This is a genomic window from bacterium Unc6 (assembly GCA_013626165.1).
Classification (GTDB): Bacteria; Omnitrophota; Gorgyraeia; order Velesiimonadales; family Velesiimonadaceae; genus Velesiimonas; species Velesiimonas alkalicola.
This window is the reverse complement of sequence record NDHX01000004.1, coordinates 1-22,071: the sequence shown is the minus strand read 5'-3', so window position 1 is coordinate 22,071 and position 22,071 is coordinate 1. Positions and strand designations below refer to the sequence as shown.

24 protein-coding genes are annotated in these 22,071 nt (G+C 38.5%); 12 read left to right on the top strand and 12 right to left on the bottom strand.

The features are described 5' to 3' along the window. Positions 1-59: 59 nt before the first annotated feature. The 7 genes from B9J78_02430 to B9J78_02400 form a co-directional block, all read right to left on the bottom strand. Positions 60-1,763: a hypothetical protein gene (locus tag B9J78_02430; GenBank protein MBA2123784.1), complete on the bottom strand. Its 1,704-nt coding sequence runs from the start codon at positions 1,761-1,763 to the stop codon at positions 60-62. Between the two features lies 1 nt (position 1,764). Next, positions 1,765-2,910, bottom strand: a complete 1,146-nt coding sequence (locus tag B9J78_02425; GenBank protein MBA2123783.1) for a rod shape-determining protein RodA — start codon at positions 2,908-2,910, stop codon at positions 1,765-1,767. 122 nt (positions 2,911-3,032) lie between these two features. Next, positions 3,033-4,721 (bottom strand): penicillin-binding protein 2, encoded by a 1,689-nt coding sequence (locus B9J78_02420; protein ID MBA2123782.1) that lies wholly within the window; start codon positions 4,719-4,721, stop codon positions 3,033-3,035. Position 4,722: 1 nt separating this feature from the next. Beyond that, on the bottom strand, positions 4,723-5,181 hold the full coding sequence (locus tag B9J78_02415) for a rod shape-determining protein MreD (GenBank protein ID MBA2123781.1): 459 nt from the start codon (positions 5,179-5,181) through the stop codon (positions 4,723-4,725). An 11-nt stretch (positions 5,182-5,192) separates the two neighbouring features. After that, entirely contained in the window at positions 5,193-5,975 is a 783-nt protein-coding gene (locus B9J78_02410) for a rod shape-determining protein MreC (GenBank protein ID MBA2123780.1), read from the bottom strand. A 2-nt stretch (positions 5,976-5,977) separates the two neighbouring features. Next, positions 5,978-7,042, bottom strand: a complete 1,065-nt coding sequence (locus tag B9J78_02405) for a rod shape-determining protein (GenBank protein ID MBA2123779.1) — start codon at positions 7,040-7,042, stop codon at positions 5,978-5,980. Between the two features lie 246 nt (positions 7,043-7,288). Then, the gene (locus B9J78_02400) at positions 7,289-8,593 is read right to left on the bottom strand and encodes a UDP-glucose 6-dehydrogenase (GenBank protein MBA2123778.1); all 1,305 of its coding nucleotides are present in this window, start codon (positions 8,591-8,593) and stop codon (positions 7,289-7,291) included. Positions 8,594-8,838: 245 nt separating this feature from the next. On the opposite strand from B9J78_02400, the gene B9J78_02395 reads away from it, so the two are divergent. From B9J78_02395 to B9J78_02355, 9 genes are all read left to right on the top strand, one after another. Further along, a complete protein-coding gene (locus B9J78_02395; GenBank protein MBA2123777.1) occupies positions 8,839-9,495 on the top strand; it encodes a hypothetical protein in 657 nt (218 codons plus the stop codon). Positions 9,496-9,589: 94 nt separating this feature from the next. Continuing rightward, complete coding sequence (locus tag B9J78_02390) at positions 9,590-9,778, top strand: 30S ribosomal protein S21 (GenBank protein ID MBA2123776.1); 189 nt, start codon at positions 9,590-9,592, stop codon at positions 9,776-9,778. Positions 9,779-9,806: 28 nt separating this feature from the next. Continuing rightward, positions 9,807-10,685 carry a lipoyl synthase gene (locus B9J78_02385; GenBank protein MBA2123775.1) on the top strand — a complete coding sequence of 293 codons (879 nt, stop codon included), beginning with the start codon at positions 9,807-9,809 and terminating at the stop codon, positions 10,683-10,685. After that, positions 10,654-11,136, top strand: a complete 483-nt coding sequence (locus B9J78_02380) for a peptide deformylase (protein MBA2123774.1) — start codon at positions 10,654-10,656, stop codon at positions 11,134-11,136. Before B9J78_02385 ends, B9J78_02380 begins: the two co-directional genes overlap by 32 nt. A 63-nt stretch (positions 11,137-11,199) precedes the next feature. Then, a complete protein-coding gene (locus tag B9J78_02375) occupies positions 11,200-12,219 on the top strand; it encodes a hypothetical protein (protein MBA2123773.1) in 1,020 nt (339 codons plus the stop codon). A gap of 107 nt (positions 12,220-12,326) precedes the next feature. Next, positions 12,327-13,478, top strand: a complete 1,152-nt coding sequence (locus B9J78_02370; GenBank protein ID MBA2123772.1) for a hypothetical protein — start codon at positions 12,327-12,329, stop codon at positions 13,476-13,478. A 57-nt stretch (positions 13,479-13,535) separates the two neighbouring features. After that, entirely contained in the window at positions 13,536-13,778 is a 243-nt protein-coding gene (locus B9J78_02365) for an acyl carrier protein (GenBank protein MBA2123771.1), read from the top strand. Between the two features lie 10 nt (positions 13,779-13,788). Beyond that, positions 13,789-15,021, top strand: coding sequence for a beta-ketoacyl-[acyl-carrier-protein] synthase II (locus B9J78_02360; GenBank protein ID MBA2123770.1), 1,233 nt, complete (start codon positions 13,789-13,791; stop codon positions 15,019-15,021). 48 nt (positions 15,022-15,069) lie between these two features. Further along, positions 15,070-16,224, top strand: coding sequence for an acyl-CoA dehydrogenase (locus B9J78_02355; protein ID MBA2123769.1), 1,155 nt, complete (start codon positions 15,070-15,072; stop codon positions 16,222-16,224). A gap of 40 nt (positions 16,225-16,264) precedes the next feature. Here B9J78_02355 and B9J78_02350 read toward each other — a convergent pair whose 3' ends face one another. Next, positions 16,265-16,492, bottom strand: coding sequence for a hypothetical protein (locus B9J78_02350; GenBank protein MBA2123768.1), 228 nt, complete (start codon positions 16,490-16,492; stop codon positions 16,265-16,267). 308 nt (positions 16,493-16,800) lie between these two features. On the opposite strand from B9J78_02350, the gene B9J78_02345 reads away from it, so the two are divergent. Then, positions 16,801-18,153, top strand: a complete 1,353-nt coding sequence (locus B9J78_02345; GenBank protein MBA2123767.1) for a hypothetical protein — start codon at positions 16,801-16,803, stop codon at positions 18,151-18,153. 117 nt (positions 18,154-18,270) lie between these two features. On the opposite strand, the gene B9J78_02340 is transcribed toward B9J78_02345, so the two are convergent. The 3 genes from B9J78_02340 to B9J78_02330 are packed head-to-tail and all read right to left on the bottom strand — an operon-like array spanning position 18,271 to position 19,941. After that, entirely contained in the window at positions 18,271-18,618 is a 348-nt protein-coding gene (locus tag B9J78_02340) for a hypothetical protein (GenBank protein ID MBA2123766.1), read from the bottom strand. Next, the gene (locus tag B9J78_02335; protein ID MBA2123765.1) at positions 18,615-18,956 is read right to left on the bottom strand and encodes a hypothetical protein; all 342 of its coding nucleotides are present in this window, start codon (positions 18,954-18,956) and stop codon (positions 18,615-18,617) included. The genes B9J78_02340 and B9J78_02335 overlap by 4 nt, the downstream gene beginning before the upstream one ends. 52 nt (positions 18,957-19,008) lie before the next feature. Further along, positions 19,009-19,941 carry an NAD-dependent dehydratase gene (locus tag B9J78_02330; protein ID MBA2123764.1) on the bottom strand — a complete coding sequence of 311 codons (933 nt, stop codon included), beginning with the start codon at positions 19,939-19,941 and terminating at the stop codon, positions 19,009-19,011. A gap of 239 nt (positions 19,942-20,180) precedes the next feature. Between B9J78_02330 and B9J78_02325 the strand changes: the two genes are divergently transcribed. Then, complete coding sequence (locus B9J78_02325; GenBank protein MBA2123763.1) at positions 20,181-20,585, top strand: hypothetical protein; 405 nt, start codon at positions 20,181-20,183, stop codon at positions 20,583-20,585. A gap of 158 nt (positions 20,586-20,743) precedes the next feature. Here the strand turns inward: B9J78_02325 and B9J78_02320 are convergent, their stop codons facing one another. Continuing rightward, a complete protein-coding gene (locus B9J78_02320) occupies positions 20,744-21,379 on the bottom strand; it encodes a hypothetical protein (GenBank protein MBA2123762.1) in 636 nt (211 codons plus the stop codon). A gap of 439 nt (positions 21,380-21,818) precedes the next feature. Between B9J78_02320 and B9J78_02315 the strand changes: the two genes are divergently transcribed. After that, positions 21,819-22,071 (top strand): AsnC family transcriptional regulator (locus B9J78_02315; GenBank protein MBA2123761.1); only part of this gene is annotated, 253 nt, incomplete at its 3' end.

The window sequence follows — 22,071 nt, the reverse complement described above, 5'->3', positions numbered from 1 at the left end:
TACTACATTGGTTTTTTAGAGAAAATAGAGTTGACCCTATTTATATTTTTATGCAAAGGTCAATAATTACCTGTTCTGACGATACTACGGTTTATGTCCATAAGATGTTCTTTTTTTATTCCAATGTCAATAAAATCCCACGGAAGTTTTTCATCCAGGTTTTTTTCACATAAACATCTTTCTACATCAATCCCATTTTTTTTAAGTGCTATATCCCAGATGTCCTGCTTAAAATGTTCATTCCATGCATCAAATCTGGCGCCATTTTTCCATGCCCATTCAATTACATCCGCAATCTTTTCATTGCCTCTGGCTATGAGAGCCTCAAGAATGCTTGTCTTTGGATTATGGAAATCAGTCTTTATTCTGCTTCCGACTAATTTTTTCTGTATGATGTCTATTTTATGGTATATCTGTTCTTCTGAACACATCTTTTCCCACTGAAACGGTGTATGAGATTTTGGAACAAATGTTGAAACGCTTATTGTAACATTCGTAGATTGCCTTGCAATTTTTTTTCCTTCTCTTGAAACTTTTAGAGAAATCTCTGCAATTTTTTCCACATCTTCATCTGTTTCTGTTGGAAGTCCAATCATAAAATACAGTTTAATTTTCCCCCAGCCCTGTTTATATGCAGATGCCACGCAGTCTAACAAAACCTGTTCATTTATATCTTTGTTTATAACCCTCCTCATTCTGTCTGTTCCTACCTCTGGTGCAAATGTAAGCCCTGTTTTATAAATCTCCTTCAAAAGAGAGGGAAATTTCTGCACAGTCTTATCTATACAAAGAGACGGGAAAGATATTCCAACGCCGAGGGTTTTAAATTTCTCTATCATTTTTTGAAGAAGGCCGTATGAAGAGCTGTAGCATCCTGACGAAAGTGAAAGAAGCGAAATTTCTTCATAACCTGTGGTATGGTATAAGTCTTCTGCAAGCTGAATAATTTTTTCCACAGACCTTTCTCTTCTTGGTCTATTCACAAAACCAGCCTGACAGAATCTGCATCCGCCGGTGCATCCTCTCATAATCTCAATTGCAATTCTATCGTGAACAATACATATGTTCGGAACAACAACAGAGGTGGGGAAAAAAACATCATCAAGGCTATCAACCTTTTGTGCAACTATGGCAACAGTATCGGTATTATGCAAACAAGGAACATAAACACCAGATACTTTTGATAATTCTTCCAGGGCTGCTTTTTTTGAAAATCCCTGTTTTTTTAATTGATAGAATAATTTTAATATTTTTTCAAATACTATCTCGCCATCTCCGATTACAAAAGCATCTATGAACCTTGAAATAGGACAAGGATTGTATACGGCTGAGCCTCCTGCAATAATAACAGGATCTTTTTCAAGTCTTCTATCGGAACGGATATTTAGACCTGAAAGTTCAAGCATATTTAAGATATTTGTAGCAAGCATCTCATACTGATATGAAAAACCGACTATATCAAAATCCTTTACAGGGGTATATGTTTCAAGTGAATATAGTTTTACACCCTCTTTTCTCATAAGCTCTTCCATATCCGGCCAGGGTGCAAACACTCTTTCGCAGGATATATCAGAGTTCAGATTTCCTATGCTATATAAAATCTTTAAACCCAGATGGCTCATACCCACTTCATATATATCTGGAAAACACAGTGCAACCTTCAAAAAAGCATTATTTTTTCTTATTATGTTCCACTCGTTTCCTACATAGCGAGCGGGCTTTCTTATATTATTAATCAACATTTTTTCAAAAAAATTTTCCATTCTAAAACACAGTTCTTCTTGCCGATATATTCAATATCATTCCTATACCTGCTAACACCACAAGCATATTAGAACCGCCATAACTTATAAGTGGCAAAGGAATACCAACAACAGGCACAAGGCCTATGGTCATAGATATATTTATAACCAGCTGATATAAAATACTTGAAGCCATACCGAAAACAAGCAGTCTTGCAGAAGCATCATGAGTTTGTAGTGCTATTTTTATACACCTGTAAAAAAATATTACGAAAAGCAATATAAGAACAGATGCCCCCAAAAAACCGAATTCCTCACTTAATACTGAAAATATAAAATCCGTATGTTTTTCAGGGACGAAATTTAGTCTATTCTGTGACCCATGCATCCACCCTCTGCCCCAGAATTCACCTGAACCAATAGCAATTCTTGACTGTATAATACTGTAACCTGAACCCAGGGGGTCTTTTTCGGGATTCAAGAATGCAAATATTCTTTGTTTTTGATACTCTCTAAGAAAAGGCCAGATGAGCGGAACGGACACAATTCCCGATATTAACAGCGTCAGGAAGTGCTTCCATTTGAGCCCCCACACCCAGAGCATTACACCTGTAATAAACAAAAAACTAACAGCAATTCCAAGGTTAGGTTGTTTAAGAACAAGTATTGCGGGAAGGATTGCCATAAGAAAGCCTAAAATAATAAGTTTGTAGGAATGCTTCTCGTTCAGCCTTTGTCCTAAATAAGAGGAGAGAATAAGAACAAGACCAAATCTTATCATTTCAGAGGGTTGGAAAGAAACACCTGCAACGGTAAACCACCTTCTTGCTCCTCCTCTTACGGAACCAAAAAAAAGAACCGCTATAAGAAGTAAAAGTCCGGCAGCATATAAATAAGGACCCGCCGCTATCCACTTTTTATAAGGGACAGAAATAACCACAAAACAAACAATAAATCCTATCACTATCCAACAAACCTGCGTAAGAATATAACTCTTGCCTGTTATAAGACTTCTCTGGTATGATGCACTGTAAAGTGTCAGACATCCTATCAATAGAATTAGGATAACACTGCTGATAAGCACAGGGTCAGATTTTTTTATAAGGTTCAACAAATTTTTCATATATTCCGTATCCTGTATATCATAGACCTCGCCCGAACTTCGCATGCCGCAAAAGAAACACACACAAAGAGTACCCGAATCACAAAACTGAAAGGATAATCCACCCCTACCCTCCTTTATAAAAGGAGGGGGGTTTTCCCTACCTACTACCTACTATCTCCTACCTACTATCTACTATTCTCCATCCAATACTGGACAATTTTTTTTGCAATTATTGCAGGCTCTTCTCCGCCACGCCCTCCAAATTCAAGAAACACTGCAAATGCAATCTGCGGATTTTTTACGGGGGCATAACCTATAAACCATGCATGTGATCTGTTATTATCAACCTGTGCGCTTCCTGTTTTACCTGCAACAGAAATCCCATCGCCCCCTGCAAGTCTTCCAGTCCCTCTTCGGACAACATCTTCCATAGCGCCTTTTAAGGGTAAGAAAACTTCCGGGCTTAATATAGATACTTTTTTATTCTGATTGGTTTCTGTTTTTATCAGGCGTGGTTTAAAAGATATCCCATTGTTTGCAACAAGAAGAGCCATATTTGCCATCTGTAGTGGAGTTGTAAGAACATACCCCTGGCCGATACTAATGTTTGCGGTATCTCCTGTATACCAGTCTTCGTTGATTTTCTTTTTCTTCCAGATTCTATCGGGGACAAGTCCACCTTTTTCAAATGGAAGCTCTATACCAGTAGGGCTTCCTAAGTTAAATATCCTTGCATATGTTGATATATTATCTACACCTATCATTTTTCCGATATTTACAAAATATGTGTTGCAAGAATCTGTTATTCCTTTATGAAGATTTACATTGCCATGTGCTCTTGCGCCAAAACAATGAACTCTGTGATTCCCGATATCTATACTTCCGCTACATTGAAATGTTTGGGACGGACTTATAATTTCTTTATCAAGTCCGCTTATTGCTGTTATAATTTTAAATATTGAACCGGGCGGATAAGGCAATAAACTCCTGTTTAACATTATGGATCTTCTATCATTTAATATTTCTGTAACACGATTATCGGATGATACAAAATAATTCGGATTATAAGACGGACTGCTTACCATTGCAAGAATACTTGCGCTGGAACAATCAAGAACAACTATTGAACCCTTTCTGCCAGCAAGCAGGTTTTTCCCAAACTCTTGCAACCCCGCATCTACTGTTAGTCTTATATCTGTTCCGGGTTCAGGTCCTTTCCAACTGAGTGTTCTTATCATTCTTCCTCTGTTATCAATCTCAACCTGCGTTCCTCCGTTTTTCCCTCTTAAAACATCATCCATTGTTTTTTCCAAACCACTTCTTCCTATCCAATCCTCATCTGTTATAAATTCTTCAGTAGTTAGAATCTCAAGCAAGGTGGGCCTTGCTGTATATCCGATAATGTGTGCAAAGGTTTCAGCCTGTGGATAATACCTTCTGAAAACCTCTCTTACTCTTATGCCTGGAAATCTTATATTTTGTTCTTCAATCTTTATTACTTTTGATAATTCAACATCTCTTAAAAGAACAACGGGATAAAACGGTGCAACAAATCTTTCTTTTATCTTTTTATGAAAATATTCTACATCCACGCCACAAATTTTTGCCAGTTCTTTTAATTCTTCCCTGTTCTTTGACAGATCTTGAGGCACTGCAACAAGTTCAAAAAAATGTTTGTCAAAGGCTAAAACCACACCGTTTCTGTCAAGTATATTTCCTCTCGGGGCTACAATCGGAACAAGCCTTATCCTGTTCTTCTCAGATAGCAATAGATACTTTTCATTTTTTAAAACCTGGATATGCCATAGAATAATAATAAGAGTAAAAAGAAAAAGAAATATTCCTAAACCAAAATATTTAATTCTGTTATTCATACTATTTTTTAAGCCTTCCAAAGATATAAAATACAAACGGCGTCAAAAGGGCTATACCAAAAGATTTAATAAAAACATTTTCTAAAATTCTTAAAAGAACAACGGTATCTGTAAATATAAAAAGCAAAGACAGGGATAATACTTTTGCCGCAAGTATTGATAAAAAAGCAATGGACACTTGAACAAACCAGGCATCTTTTTTTAATACTCTTGCATATTTTCCCAATATGTGTCCTACCGTTCCCAATGTCCCTGTATGTGTTCCCAAAGGATCTGGGCAAGAAATATCTATAAGAAAACCAACCCAGGCGCCACACCATAACCCATAATCTTTACCCTGAAACAGTATTATATATAAAAAATATAGATAAAGAATTGCTGTTGTTCTAAAAAAAGATATATCAAACCATAGAATCAAGATTGAAAATATCGCAAACCAAAAAGGGTTTAAGTGATACATCCGTGCCTTACTTATCGTATACAGATAACCTCCTCTATCTTTGAAAAATCAACTGCAATTTTAATCCTTATATGACAAAATCTACTCCCGAAGGGGCGCACAACCTCTTCAACCGTTCCTATAAATATCCCCTTTGGATAGAGTCCCCCCATACCTGATGTTACAACAGAATCACCTTTCTGGACATCTGCATCAACAGGGACATATTTAAGTATCCCTTGCCCTTCCATTTTTCCTTCAAAAACCCCCGTTACTCTGCTTCTCTGAACTATTGAATGAACCCTAAAGTTCGGATCCTGTAAAAGTATAACTCTGCTATTTTTATCTCCACTTTCGCTTACAAATCCTACCAATCCTGCTGATGTTAAAACAGGTGAATTTTTTATAATCCCGTCTTTTATCCCTTTATCAATGATAATCGTAGAACTCCACAGAGATGGCTCCTGCGAAACAACCCTTGCAACTGTTGTTAACCTCGGGAAACCGGCCTTTAAAGAAAGCAGCCCTTTCAATCTTTCATTCTCCGATTCAATTTCCCGTAAAAATACCGCCTGATTTTTAAAAACGGCTATCTGCTGTTTTAATCTTTGGTTTTCTTTGTATAAGGTTGGAACTTGTTTAAATATTTTCAGCGGCGCGGAGATGTTATTTAAAAAAAGAAGCGGTCCTTGGGATATCTTATAAAAAAAAATATCCAGATGGGATAAAAAAAAGATTTTATTATGGAACACAATCAAAAAAATACTGATACAAATTAACAGAACAACATAACCCTTGCTCCTGGTGTGCGTCATATTTAACTTTCAAGGCGGGCACTTACTGTTACCTTTTTTAAGTAAGGAGATTCTAATATTTTTCCTGTACCCAACGCTACTACACTTAACGGGTCCTCCGCAATATGAACAGGAAGTCCTGTTTCTTCTGAAATAAGTTTATCAATCCCTCTTAAAAGGGCGCCTCCTCCTGCCATAACAATCCCTCTTTCAACAAGGTCTGAAGAAAGCTCAGGAGGTGTTCTTTCAAGCGCAATCCTTATAATTTCAATAATTGAAGATATGGGCTCGGAAAGTGCCTGTCTTACTTCTTTAGATGATATTGTGATGGCTTTTGGCAATCCCACAGCAAGGTCCCTTCCTTTTACCTCCATCGTCATTTCATTTTCAATGGGGAATGCCGAGCCTATCTCTATTTTTATCCGTTCTGCTGTTCTTTCACCTATCAAAAGGTTATATGTTTTCTTCAGATGCTGGATAATAGCATCATCCATCTCATCTCCGCCAATCCTGAGGCTTTTTGTAAAAACAATACCCGCAAGAGATATAACTGCAATCTCGGTTGTCCCCCCACCTATATCAACAATCATATTTCCTGCTGGCTCCTGCACAGGCAATCCTGCTCCTATTGCTGCTGCCATCGGCTCTTCTACAAGATATACTGCTCTTGCCCCTGCATGAAGCGTAGAGTCTGTAACTGCCCTTCGTTCAACCTCTGTAATACAGGATGGAACCGCAATCACAATCCTCGGATGAACAAATATTCCACTCTTATGAACCCTCTTTATAAAATATCTTAACATTGCCTCAGAAACCTGAAAATCTGCTATTACACCATCCTTCATAGGACGGGTTGCAATAATATTGCCCGGGGTTTTTCCAAGCATCCTTTTTGCCTCTTCGCCTACTGCAAGAACAGTATTTGTCTCCTTGTCAAGGGCAATGACCGATGGCTCTGCTACTAATATCCCCCTCCCTTTAACATAGACAAGTGTGTTTGATGTCCCAAGGTCAATCCCTATATCTGTTGATAAAAACCCAGCGAATCTTCCGACCCAACTTTTAATGTTTTGTAATATTTTTTTCATAACCCCTCTTTTAAAGAAATATCAAAACCTATCTATTATGATATCTTACATTTATTTATAATTTTTGCAACAAAATTTTAGTACTAAACGAATGACACACCCAGAGGGTGCCCGAAATCCCAAAATCCTCAATTCCAAAGTTTGTAATTTAAGATTTGAAAATTGAATATTGTTTGGTTATTGTAATTTGGTTATTGAATATTGTTTGGTGCCTCGGGTACCCTCTTGGGTGTGGGATTAAGATCATCAGTCTTTTCCGATACATTTATATATGAATCCCAAATTTTTCATACTCTGGTGTTCAAAGATATTTTTCCCATCTATTATTACCGGTTGTTTTAATGCTTTTTTAATTTTTTTTAAGTTCATATTTTTAAACTCTTCCCAATCAGTCATTATAACAAGACAGTCTGAATCTTTTGCTGTTTGATATATGTTTTTGCAAAATTGGACAGATTTATCCAATACAATTTTTGCTACATCCATTGCCCTGGGGTCATAACATTTTATTTTAGCCCCCTGTTTTTGTAACAACTTTATTACTTCTATTGAAACCGAATTTCGTATATCATCCGTGTCCGGCTTAAAGCTCAGACCAAACACACCTATTGTTTTATCTTTTATTATCCATAATGTATCTTCTATTTTTTTCAGCATGTATTTTCTTTGTTCCTCATTTATTTTTTTTACCTCCCTTAACAGACCAAAGTCATATCCCACAGTATGTGCAAGATGTATAAATGCATCTAAATCCTTGGGAAAACAGGCACCTCCAAATCCGATTCCTGCGTTAAGAAAGTCTTTTCCAATCCTTTTATCAAGCCCCATGCCTTCTGAGACCTTTCTGATATCTGCACCCAACCTTTCACAGATGTTTGAAACCGCATTTATAAAAGATATCTTTGTTGCCAGGAATGAGTTTGAGGCATGCTTTATTATCTCTGCTGTCTCAATGTCACAAACAATAATGGGTGCTTTTATATGTTCATAAAGCCGTGTAAGTATTTGTTCTGCTTTTTTGCTTTCAACGCCTATTACAATCCTGTCTGGATGAAATATGTCATAGACTGCGCTTCCCTCTCTTAAAAATTCAGGGTTGGATGCTATATCAAAAACTGCGGCAGGATTGTTCCTGCATATAGTCTGTTTTATTTTTTTACCTGTGTGTGCCGGAACAGTACTTTTTTCTACAATTAACCTATATGAGTTGTCCATTGCCTTTGCAATCTGTTCAACTACACTCTCTATTGCTGAAAGATCTGGACTTCCGTCAGAATGTGAGGGTGTTCCTGCACAGATAAATATTACATCTGATTTTTTTGTTGCCTCTTTTATGCTATGAGAAAATGAAAGCGTTCCCCTTTTTTTATTTTTTATAATAAGATATTCAATTCCTGGCTCATATATAGGAATTTTATTTTTTTTAAGGTTCTCTATTTTCTGATAATTATTATCAACGCAGGTTACACTGTTTCCGAGTTCTGAAAAAAAACCTGCAACTGTAAGCCCCACATAACCTGCTCCGACCACAGCAATACAAAGGTCATCTATGCAATTGGTGATAGAAGTTTCTTCCACAAGTATTATTATATATTGTTTAAAAATAATTGACAAATAAAATAATAGTAGTAAAATATGAAAGAAGGTTCAGTTCTAAAAGGGCAGGGAGTGTTTGCCTTTCTAAAAAGGAGCATGTGTCAAACACAGAAATATTTTAACATGTTAAAATATTTTAATACATTATCAACAAATTCGCTCTAGGATGTCTAGGGTGAAGATTATACCAGGAGGATAATATGAAGGGAAGTTGGGCAATGGGGGTTTTGGCATCAGCAGTTATTTTTGTATCAGGGTGTGTAAGTGTTCAAAGACATCATCCTGACGATCTTCACAGGATTGCACTTCTTCAGAAAGAGGTGGATAAATTAGGTGCTCTGATTGCTTTAAGAGAGAAGGAGAAAGAAGGTATTGCAGACAGATTATTGAAGGAAAAGAATGAGCTTGAACGAAGTCTTAAACGTGAAATTGACGACAGAATACTCACAATCAAGCATCTTGAAAAAGGGATTGTTATAACATTTTTAGATAGGATACTGTTTGATTCAGGCAGGGCAACAATAAGAGAAGAGGCGCGTCTGACATTGGATAAAGTTGCTGATATACTTAATACAAGATTTATAGATAGGAATGTAGATATTGAAGGGCATACAGACAGTGAACCTATAAAATATTCCGGATGGAAGTCAAACTGGGAATTATCATCAGCCCGTGCACTTTCGGTACTTCATTATTTTGTGGATGCAAAGGAAATGGAACCAACAAGAATATCAGCAACAGGTTGGGGTGAGTTTTCGCCGGTTGCAAGCAATGATACACCTGAAGGAAGACAGGAAAACAGAAGGGTTGAAATTGTAATACTGCCTGAAGCCATAACAAAGATTGAGCAGGAATGATAAAACCTCTGCACAACTACCATAGAACTGGTGACTCTGGTGACAGGTAGTGGGTGAATGGTGCTCTGGTGAACGGGCAAGGAGGTGGTATTTTGTGTCAAGGGTTGATGTAGGAAAAGAAGGAAGCCTTGAAAGGGCCCTGAGAAAGTTAAAGAAAAAAGTAGAAAGAGAAGGGCTTCTCAGACAGGTAAGGATAAAGAGATATTATGAGAAGCCAAGCGAGAGAAAGAAAAGGAAGGCAAAAGACGCAAGAGAGGCAAGGCGAAAAAACAGATATTTTTAATTTTTTGAACTTTCTATGAAGGTATGTAATGGAAAAAACCCATTTTAAGTCTTCCCATCCTTCTTGGATAAAAAGAACTGTTAATGTATCGGAAAAATTTAAACATACAAGAAGTATCCTCTCCGGTCTAAATACTGTCTGCTCAAGTGCCCAATGCCCCAATCAAAATCTTTGCTTTAATGATGGGGTGGCAACATTTCTTATACTTGGTAACATTTGCACAAGAAATTGCAGGTTTTGTGCCGTCCAAAAGGGTACCCCCGCAGAAATAGACAAAACTGAGCCGGCTAGGATTGCACAGGCCACAATAAAATTAAAACTTTCTCATATTGTGATTACCTCCGTAACAAGAGATGACCTTGAAGATGGAGGAGCAGAGCAATTTGTTTCATGCATAAAAGAAATTAGAAGAACACAGAAGGGTGTTACAGTTGAGGTGCTTACGTCTGATTTCAAGGGTTCTAAAAGTTCTTTAGATAAAATTATAGAAGCACACCCTGATGTGTTCGGTCATAACATAGAAACTGTCCCAAGAATGTATCCCGTTCTTCGCCCAGGAGCAGATTATGGAAGGTCACTTGATGTGATAAGATATGTTTCAGAAAAAAGCAACATTATTACCAAATCAGGGATGATGTTGGGCGTAGGGGAAAAACAGAAAGAGGTTATTGACTGTATGAATGCTCTTTTTGGTTGCGGATGCAGGGTTTTAACCATTGGGCAGTATCTTTCTCCGAGCAAAGAACATTTTCCTGTTTTCGAATATATAGAACCTCATATATTTGAATACTTAAAATGTGTTGCATACGGGATAGGATTTTCCCGTGTATTGTCGGGCCCTTTTGTCCGAAGTTCATATAAGGCAAAAATGTATTATGACGGCATTAAAGATATGTATATACCCTGATCCAATCCTTTATAAAAAGGCAGAACAGGTTCCTTGTGTGGACGATAGTATATGTGTGCTGATTAAGGATATGGCAGAAACAATGCATTCTTCAAAAGGGATAGGACTTGCTGCAAACCAGGTTGGAATACCAAAAAGAATAATCATAGTAATGGACAATCAGAATCTTGTTGAGATTATAAATCCCGAGATTGAAAGGACCACTGGCGAAGAGACAGCAGAAGAGGGGTGTATAAGCCTTCCCGGTGAAGCATGGAAAATTAAAAGAGCAAAGAAGATTACTGTCCATGGAATAAATGTTAGGGGGCGGAAGATAAAAATTAAGGCAGAAGGACTTTTAGCAAGAATCATACAGCATGAGATAGACCATCTGAATGGTATATTGATAAAAGACAGGGCGTCTTTTGGGCAAACTCAACCCTGTGTAAAGTCTTATGAAAACAAACTCTAAGATGCAAAAGGCACAGCCCTTCTTGAAAAAGAGCTGTGGTTAAAATAAAAGGGAAAAAAGAATATGTTTAAGGCAAGAATAGCAGGTGTGGGTAGTTATCTTCCTAAAAGATGTGTATCAAACGGTCACTTAAAAGGCATGATTAGAGGCTTTGATGAAGCAAAAGCCGGAATGCCATTTGAAGAATGGGTAGAAAATATGACAGGCATCGGGGAAAGATACTATATAAGTGAAGAAGAAGATATAGAGACAATGGGTGAAGAGGCTTCAAGGAAGGCAATTGAAGATGCAAACCTTAAAATACAAGACATAGAATTTTTAATCTTAACAAGTTTCACACAAAAAAGGGAGATACCTAATTCTGCCTGTTCCCTTGCACATAGACTGGGACTTGACACAATCCCTGCGTTTCCGTTAAATACTGCCTGTGCGGGTTTCCTGTATGGTATGGCGATAGCATATTCTTTTATAAAATCCGGTTGGTACAAAAACATCCTCATTGTAAGTGCCGAATGTCTGTCCAGAGCAATAGATCCCGATGACCCTCGCGTTGCAGTATTGCTCGGGGATGGGGCAGGGGCTGCTGTCTTGCAAGTTTCTTCAGAAACAGGTATATGCAGTCAGCCGTTTATTGGGTCCTTATATTCAGACCATCTTGAATACTTAAATTCTGATTTTCAGATTGCAAAAGATATAGGTGGGATTAATTATATTAAGAAATCTTACCTAAAAATGCCCGGAGGACCGCAGGTTTTAAGAAGGGCCGTTAATTCTATGTCTGAGGCGGCCATTTGCGCCTTATCTAAAAGTCCATGGTCAGCAGAAGATATAGATTATCTTATCCCGCATCAGGCAAATGCAAGAATTATTGATGGTGTTGCAGAAAAATTAAATTTTCCAAAAGAAAAGGTAATATCAATAATAAAAGATATGGGGAACAACTCAAGCGCAACAATCCCCATTACTCTTGAGATGGCCGTGCACGGGAAAATTCAAGGGAAAAATATAAAGCGTAAGGATAAACTGCTTTTTACAACAGTAGGCGGGGGATATTCCGTTGCATCTGTGGTAATGGAATACTGAAAAGATAGTAGGTAGTAGGTAGTAGATAGTGGGTGGGGGAAAAAGAAGACAATATAGATGGCGTAGGGGCGAACCTATGGTGTTCGCCCTGTTGAAACTAATATATTATGATAGCGCCTTTCTTGTTTTATATAAAAACCAAAGTGTATTTTGGATGTGAGGTTCTTGAAAGTATTCCACAGATTTCAAGGCTTGGCAAAAAACCACTTATTATAACGGGAAAACACTTTGTTTATTCTACCGGGCTTTTAGAAAAAATACAAAAAAAGTTGGAAAATATTTCCATTAGGTGGGCAATATTTTCTGATGTTGAAGAAAATCCATCTGTAAAAACTGTTGAAAAAGCAGCACAGGCATTTAAAGGGCAAGGGTGTGATTTCGTATTGGGCATCGGAGGTGGAAGTGCGATGGATACTGCAAAAGCAGTCGCCGTCCTTTCAAGCAACTCACAGGGTTTAAACAAATATTTTGGGGAAGAACTTGTCCAAAATCCTCCCTGCCCTATCGCACTTATTCCTACAACAAGCGGCACAGGAAGTGAAGTAACAAGATTTTCTGTTATTGTAGATGAAGATAATAATACAAAAAAGACAATAGCATCACTTTCAATTATGCCGGATATTGCATTCTGTGATCCTTCCTTGACATATACACTTAATCCATATTTAACCGCTTCTACCGGATTGGATGCTCTTTCACACTGTATAGAAGGCATACTTTCAGTAAGGGCAAATCCTATAACAGACATATTAAATAAAGAAACAATAGCAATGATATTTAGATGGCTTCCGGTTGCGGTAAAAGATGGAAAAGATAAACAGGCAAGGGAACAGATGATGCTTTCATCCCTTGTTGCAGGTGTGTCTTTGAATTGTACAGGCACAATGCTTGGGCATGGTATGGGTTATACGCTTACACTTGACTGGAGTGTGCATCACGGCTATGCAAGTTTAATGTTCTTACCCCAAATTATAAGTCTTATCAGAGAAAGGTATGCACAGAGGGTTGAGGTCTTGGATAAAGCATTTGTCGGAGACTTTGCAAATAGAAAAGTTGAAAATTCCGAAGGCAAAATTATTGAACTTATGGAAAAAATAAATCTTAAACCTTCATTGAAAACTATTGGAATAGAAGAAAAAGATATAGAAAACCTCATAACAAGGATTGAAAAAAATTCACAAAGGTCTTTAAGAAATATTGGATTTAAGTTCACAACACAGGATATAGAACAGGTGGTGAGAAAAACAGCAGGCTCTTGACAACCACTATTTTATATTTTAAGATAACTCTTTAATATTCTTAAAAAGGAGGAAAAAATGTCAGAATTGGTAGAAAAAACAAAGGCGATAATTGTTGAACAACTTGGTATAAAACCGGAAGAAGTGACACCGGAGGCATCATTTATTAATGACCTTGGTGCGGATTCACTTGACACGGTTGAGCTTGTTATGGCATTAGAAGAAGAATTTGGTATGGAAATTCCGGATGAAGAGGCTGAAAAATTAAAAACAGTTGGGGATGCCATAAAATATATAGAAGAAAAATCTGTGAAAAAATAAAGGATAGGTTGTGAATAGAGTTGTTATTACAGGTTTGGGTGTTATATCTCCGGTCGGGAACAATACAACCGCATTCTGGGATTCTATTATAAACGGGAAAAGCGGGGCAGGACCTATAACATTTTTTGATCCGACAAATTTTCCGACAAAGATTGCATCAGAGGTAAAGAGCTTTGATCCATCAGGCTGTATAAACCCTAAAGAATTAAAAAGAATGGAAAGATTTATACAGTTTGCTATATGCGCTTCAAAAATGGCAATTCAGGATGCAGGTCTTGATTTGGAAAAAGAAGATAAAAACACTATTGGTGTGCTCGTCGGTTCAGGAATAGGCGGGCTTCCTATTATGGAAGAGCAGATGCGCGTTCTTATAGAAAAAGGACCTTCAAAGGTTACTCCTTTTTTTATCCCAATGTTGATTCCTGATATGGCATCCGGTTTGATATCCATCTATTATGGACTAAAGGGCCCTAATTTTTGCTGTGCCAGTGCCTGTGCATCCGGGAATCATAGCATTGGACAGGCATTTCGCACAATCCGGTATGGAGATGCCAGAGTTATGGTTGCTGGAGGCACAGAATCCTGCATCACACAATTGGGTGTTGCAGGATTCTGTGCCCTTAAAGCGCTTACCACAAAAAATGACCAACCTGAAAAAGCATCCAGACCCTTTGACAAAGAGAGGGACGGATTTCTCATCGGCGAGGGTGCAGGTATTGTCATACTTGAGGATATTGAGAATGCCAGGAAGAGAAATGCTAAAATATATGCAGAAGTTATAGGCTACGGTGCAAGCTCGGATGCATATCACATAACAGCACCCGACCCGCTGGGGGACGGTGCTTTCCGCTGTATGAAATCAGCACTGAATGATGCAAAACTCGCACCTGAAGAAGTTGTGTATATCAATGCACATGGAACATCCACACAGTTAAATGACAAAATAGAAACAATTGCAGTTAAGAAAGTGTTTGGTGATTATGCAAAAAAGGTTGCAATAAGTTCAACAAAATCTATGATAGGGCACCTTTTGGGTGCAGCAGCAGGGGTTGAACTTATTGCATCTGTTCTGTCAATATATCACAGCGTCATCCCGCCTACAATAAACTATGAATATCCAGACCCTGACTGTGATTTGGATTATGTTCCCAATACCGCAAGAAGGCGGGATGTTAAAATTGCGATGTCAAACTCTTTTGGTTTTGGCGGACACAATGCAAGTATTGTGTTGAGAAAAATATAAACAAACTGGTGTTCCGGTGGCCTGGTGCTCTGGCAACCGAGAGGTTAGATGGACTACTTTTTAAGTGAACAACAGATAATGGCAAAAGAACTTGCAAGAAAGATTGCAAAGGAAAAGATACAGCCTGTTTCTGCATACTATGATGAAACAGAGGAATTTCCCTGGCAGATAATGAAGGTTCTTTCAGAGAGCGACTTATTTGGTGTGTATATAGAGGAAAAATATGGGGGAACAGGCGGAGGGGTTCTGGATCTGTGTCTTGTCACAGAAGAGCTTTCCTGTGCATGCGGGGGTATTGCAGTATGTTATGCAGCAAGTGCGTTGGGAACATATCCTATAATACTTTACGGGAATGATGTTCAAAAACAAAAGTATCTTCCAGACCTTGCATCGGGTAAAAAAATAGCTGCATTCGGACTAACAGAGGCAAGCGCAGGTTCTGATATATCAGGTATTCAAACAACCGCAAAAAACCAGGGGGATTATTATATATTAAACGGAACAAAACAGTGGATTACAAACGGTGGGGAAGCAGAAACCTATATAATAATTGCAATGACGGATAAAAACAAAGGAGCAAGAGGTGCAAGTGTATTTATAGTTGAAAAAGGAACACCGGGATTTACATTTGGTAAAAAGGAAAAAAAGTTAGGTATAAGGGCTTCTGCAACAAAAGAACTTGTTTTTACTGACTGCGAGGTTCCAAAAGAAAATATTCTTGGAAAAGAGGGGCTTGGTTTTGTTGTTGCAATGAAAACTCTTGATATATCACGCCCGGGTGTTGCATCACAATCTGTTGGTATTGCACAAGGGGCACTTGACCTTGCGGTTGAATATGCAAGAAAAAGGGTTCAGTTTGGAAAACCAATAATATCATTTCAGGGCATACAGTTTATGCTTGCAGATATGGCAACACAGGTTGAAGCAGCAAGAGCTCTTGTTTATTCAGTGGCAAGAATGGTTGATTCGGGAAATACCAGGGTAAGCAAAGAGTCTGCAATGGCAAAACTTTTTGCCTCAGATACAGCAATGAAGGTTACAACAGATGCAGTTCAGATATTTGGTGGTTATGGGTATATGAGGGACTGCCCTGTTGAAAAGTTTATGAGGGATGCAAAGATTACACAGATATACGAAGGCACAAATCAGATACAGAGGTCAATAATAGGAACAGGTCTTATAAAAGAATTTGCTTCTTTATAGAAGGGAATAGGGAAAAAATAGGCGTCAAGATATCAAGGGTTTAAGGCAAGCGCCCTTTGGGTGGGGAAAACATAATCCCCCGACCCATCCTTTGGATGGGCGCCCCGCCATCTTTATAAATGGGGGGGGAGGGGAAGGGTCCACCTTTATAAAAGGGGGCGAAAATCTCCCCTTCTTTCATATCATATCTGGTGCTCTGGTGCCCTGGTGCTCTGGTGCCCTGTGCACTGATGCTTTGGTGCACTGGTGCCCTGGTGCCCTGGTGCACTGATATCAATTTAACAGGGTAAAAAAAAATTAAAAAAAAGTACTTGACAAAACTGAAATATGTTGTATAATGAGATATTCAGATAGTCTGTGTCTATCTTGTGTTTCGGGCTTAACCGTTGCAGACATCCTTAATCTATGACAAGAAGGAGGTGAGGGATTTCTTGAACAGTCAAAGGTTGTCGGAAATGCAACGATTACTATATAGCACATGTTAATTCTCAAGGTGAGAAACGAGAAGGGAAATACATATCTTAACTTAAAAAAATCTTTTCGGATTGCACCTTGTTTTAAAAATAAGGAGGAAAATTGAAAAAAATGTTTTTTATTGCAATGGCACTGCTTTTAATGGGTTTGCCATTGTTTGCAGCAGTCCAGAATATAAGAGTTTCTGGCGATATCTCAGTGCATGGGATATCAAGGTGGGGATATGAAAGGCCATATCCTGGTGTTGATAGACTGGCGGGTGTTGATGTTTCTACCGAAGGTAGAAATTGGTATCAGTCAACAGCAAGGGTTGGGGCTTATGTGGACCTTACGGACAATGTTGAAGGAGTAATAAGACTCTTAAACAGGAGAGATTGGGGAGGAGTAGAAGAACGCACAATAGATATTGAGCTTGACCTTGCATATGTAACACTAAAGGAGGTGCTGTATTCCCCTTTAACGCTTAAAATGGGTCGCCAGAATATTGTCCTTGGAGAAGGCTTTGTTCTTGGTCAGAACAGGATTGAGACGGCTCTACACAGAATACCAGATCCGAGAGGCGAAGTAGGAGTAGGGGGAATAGATCGGGACGCAGCAACCGTGGATGTGGATGATGATGTATCATCAAGAAAAGCATTTGATGCCATAACGGCTGTATTGCTATATGAGCCGTGGACGATAGACCTTATTCTTGCAAAGTTAGCCGAAAGACCGGAAAGAGACAGTAAAGATGCAGACCTTTATGGAGTAAATGTTGGTTATAAATTTGACGAATATGATGCAGAAGTAGAAGGATACCTTCTTAATGTTCACAACAGGTTGGAAAGACCACTTTTCAGAGAAAATATTGCAGTTGCAGGTATCCGTGGAAGTACAAAACCAGCAGACGGATGGCTTCTGAAAGGTGAGTATGCACGTCAGTTTGGTACAACAGAAAGAGTTGGTATGAGAGACCTTGACCGCAGAGCATTTGCAACCAATGTTGGCGCAGAATATACATTTGAGGGTGAGTACACGCCAAAGCTTGGCGCAGCGCTTGCATGGTTCTCCGGTGATAATAATCCAAGGGACCATAAAATAGGGTCATGGAACCCATTCTTTGAGGACCAGACATGGGGCTCCATCGTGGACTATATCTACGGGAACAGCAACCTTAAGGTTGCAAAAATTGGCGGTTCTATAATACCAATAGAGAATATTACATTAGGTGCAAGCCTTTATCATTTCCAGGCCGATGAAACAGCCCCAGGTGTAAACAAGAGAATCGGAGAGGAAGTGAATCTTATTGTCCGATATGCATACACAGAGGATGTAACATTCAGGGTTCTTGGTGCATGGTTTATACCAGATGACTATGTAAGAGATGTTTATGCCGCTGAATTTCGTGTTCCTCGTGCTCGCGTGTCAACAACAGATGCCTTCCAGCTAGTTGGAGGTGTGACGCTCGTATTCTAACCACCTGGTTGCAGTTTATAAAAAAAGCCCCCAGACTTAAAATTAAAGTCCGGGGGCTTTTTTTATGGAGCGAAAAGTTTTTTGCACTTTCTATGTTATTACTTGCGTCTGTGGTACTCACATAAATTTATTGGTTACCTTACGAGCAGCATAATAAAATGGATAGAAATATTTTCTCCAGAATTCATCTGTGGAAGAATAATAATTATCAAAACAAAAACAATCTACTAATATTTCTCTTAATCTGCAAAGTTCCTTTAACCTGGATACCACACAATTTTTTGTATCAGAGATAGTAAGATCCAAAAGTTCAAGAGCGCGGTAAATGGCTTTAAGGCTGAATTGTGTGTTTTTTTCTCTCCACAGTATCGCCCTTTCAACTTCACTTCCAATATTAGCCATCTGCTCGTAAAATGTTAATTTAAACCATTTCCCCGAAGCCAGTTGTTTATGTTGATAATTCATTTTTCAATCAGGTTATTTACAATTTCTATAATTTTAAACCTAATATCAGGATTATTTATATATTTAGTATTGTTTTCCTGTAATGGGCGTAGATTTATTACAGAATCAAATTCAATCCACTCTTCACCTTGAATCTCCGGATATATATTTATCCCCCAGATATCTTCTTGTTTTGAACCATCCCCAAGTAATAATGCCTCTTCGTCCGAATGCAAATCGCCGCCAATTGCCATAATGTGTCTATTTACATCAACCACTGCTTTAACCAGATTCCCGAATGTTTCTTGTGAAATCTCTTTTAGTTCTTGTAAGGAAATTTTTATTTTTATAATCTGCATTTCTGTGTTTGTATAACCATTTCAGCAATTTTTATTACAATTATCTACTGTTTTAATATATTTTCCTAAAATACTCTATGGTTTTTTTTAGTCCCTCTTCTAACCTGATAACTGGTTTCCAGTTTAATTCTTTATTAGCAAGTGTTATATCGGGGCATCTCTGGAGCGGATCATCAGGAGGAAGAGGATTAAAAACTATTTTTGATTTTGTTCCGGTAATTTTAATAACCTGGTTTGCAAGTTCAAGTATTGTCCATTCTTGAGGATTGCCAAGGTTAACAGGGCCTGTAAAGTCATCGGGACTGTCCATCATCTTCAAAAGTCCGTCTATCATATCATCTATATAACAGAAACTCCTTGTCTGTTTACCGTCACCATATACAGTGATGGCTTCTTCCTTTAACGCCTGTACTATAAAATTACTCACTACTCTTCCATCGTTTGCTTGCATTTTGGGTCCATATGTATTAAATATTCTTGCAACCTTTATTTTTAGTTTGTGCTGTCTGTGGTAGTCAAAAAATAGTGTCTCTGCACACCTTTTACTCTCATCATAGCATGCCCTGTATCCTGTGGGATTGACATTGCCCCTGTAGTTTTCAGGCTGTGGATGAATTGTTGGGTCCCCATAAACCTCACTTGTGGAGGACTGTAATATCTTTGCTTTTACCCTTTTTGCAAGGCCAAGCATATTGATGCTTCCAAGGATAGATGTTTTTATAGTATGAATCGGATTATGCTGATAATGGACAGGAGAAGCTGGACAGGCAAGGTTATAAATCTCAGAAACTTCTAAACAAATTGGATAGCATATATCATGCCTTATAACCTCAAAATATGGATATGAAAGAAGATGCAGGATATTTGAACGCATCCCTGTATAAAAACTATCTAAACAAAGAACCTCGCATCTTTTATTTAAAAGTTTTTCACAAAGATGTGAGCCAATAAATCCAGCCCCACCTGTAACAAGAACCCGCTTCAGTTTGCCCCCCTTATAAGAAAGTTCAAAAATCAAACGGCCCACTATCCCGGGTGCCCCGAAATCAAAGTTAAATTATTAACGACCCACACTTTCCATATAGAAAGTTCAAAAATCAAGGTAAGCAGTTAGCGCCAGAGCACCAGGGCAATAGTCTAAAAGCCTATCTTCTTACAGTCTGTTTACCTGAACAGTTAAAGATTCAGATTGAAAAAATAAGAGAAAACAGCTCTGCTGCTGCTTTGTTGCCAGAACTTAAAAAAGCAACTGTAAAAGTTGAAGACAAGGTAAAAATTACAAAGGTTAAAAATGTTATGATAAACTCTATGACAGGTTTTGGCAGGGTTGTGCAAAAATTGCCAAAGCAGGGATCTTTGCTTGTTGAGATTAAAAGCAGTAATCACCGTTTCTTTGACTTAAATTGTAGAATGCCTTTCTTTCTTTCTTCTCTTGAGATAAAGGCAAGAAGTCTGCTGAAAAAGTCAATAACAAGAGGAAGTGTAACTATTTATGTAGAGTTTTCAGTACCTGTTAATTTATTAGATGTTATAAACACCAAAAGAGCAAAAGCCTGTGAATACGCTTCCGATAACCTGCTTCAGATGAGCTTGGTTCTCAAGGGTTTCCCTGTCACTTTCCCGGCGTAGCAGACGGCCGAGGAAAATCTACTCAAACTCCCCAAGTAGTCTCGGCAGGCGCTCCATCAGCATTTTGGTCGAGATGTGTTCAAGGTGAGTAATACTCTGCATCTTCTCACTATTGGTCGAGACCCTGTACCTACCTATGGGTCTGTTCAATCTCCGGATCAACGCTCGTCCTCTGGTTCCTTTGGGAGTTCCTGTTCTACATTATCTTGGGGCTCCTGCTGTTCGACTGGAGGCTCCTGCTGTTCGACTGGAGGCTCCGGCTGTTCGTCCACGAGATCGATCTTATCCGCAATGATAGTGGCTACTTCCTCCAGGCTCGGGTCAGCCTTCATGGCTTCCCTAATCATAGCCATAGCGGCGGCTCCCGTAATCCCTGCCTCGTGCATATCTATCTTTGCCGCGGCCAGGGTGCTGAATTCCTCAAGGAAGATTTCCCGCGCTATCCCGAGACCTTCAAGCTCTCCGTGCAATTTTATCAAAGCCAGGCTGTGTTCCGGGGTCAGTCCCGCTTCGTGCATGTCGACCATAGCCGCAGTGATAGTGGTCACTTCCTCCAGGCTTGGGTCAGCCTTCATGGCTTCTCTAAGCATAGCCCTAGCGGTAGCTCTCGTAATCCCTGCCTCGGTCATATCTTTCATCGCCGCAGCTCTAATACGCGCTATAGCATCAGGTGCTGGCGCCGAATAACCGATAGTAACCAGGCTCAGACTTAACAACATAGCCAGCGAGACTAACACTATTTTGTTTTTCATCTTTGTTTTCCTCCTCTTTCCATATTCTTTAAGCATTTTCATTTTCTTTTCCTCCTTCTTAAAGGCTCCTTTGCAAGAAAGAGCCTTATGAACATAAAAAAACTATAACTTCAAGACCAACTTACCTTTTTCACCTCCTTTCCTGTGTAAATATTCACTGAATACCTTTCATATTTTAGGCACAGAGACACATAGGTTCAGTATACCACATTTCATTAAACCTGTCAAGTACAATTTTTGGAAAAACTTAACTCGATTCATGGTGTAATTATCCTAACACATATCTCAGGTTCATGTCAAAAAATATGCAAGCAGGTTGAATAGTTACGAAAAATCTAACAACTGATGATGACTTAAAAATAACTGCAATTTAAACATATCACGACTTCCCTCTTTTGTCAACATCTTGTATAAGTTATACGAAGTCTTGACGAATTGTAAAGAAGGTGATAAAATTTATCTATTACACAACAGGAGGAGTATGAAAAAGATATTAGAGATATTAAGTAAAAACGCAAAAATACAGGCACAGGAAATAGCAACAATGCTTCATACATCGGTTGAAAATATTAAAGAGCAGATAAAAAAACTTGAAAAAGAACGGGTAATTGTTAAATATAAGGCTGTTATAAACTGGGACAAAGTAAAAACAGATATTGTTCATGCAATAATAGAGGTTAAGGTTATACCCATAAGAGGAAAAGGGTTTGACCAGACTGCGAAAAGAATTTATG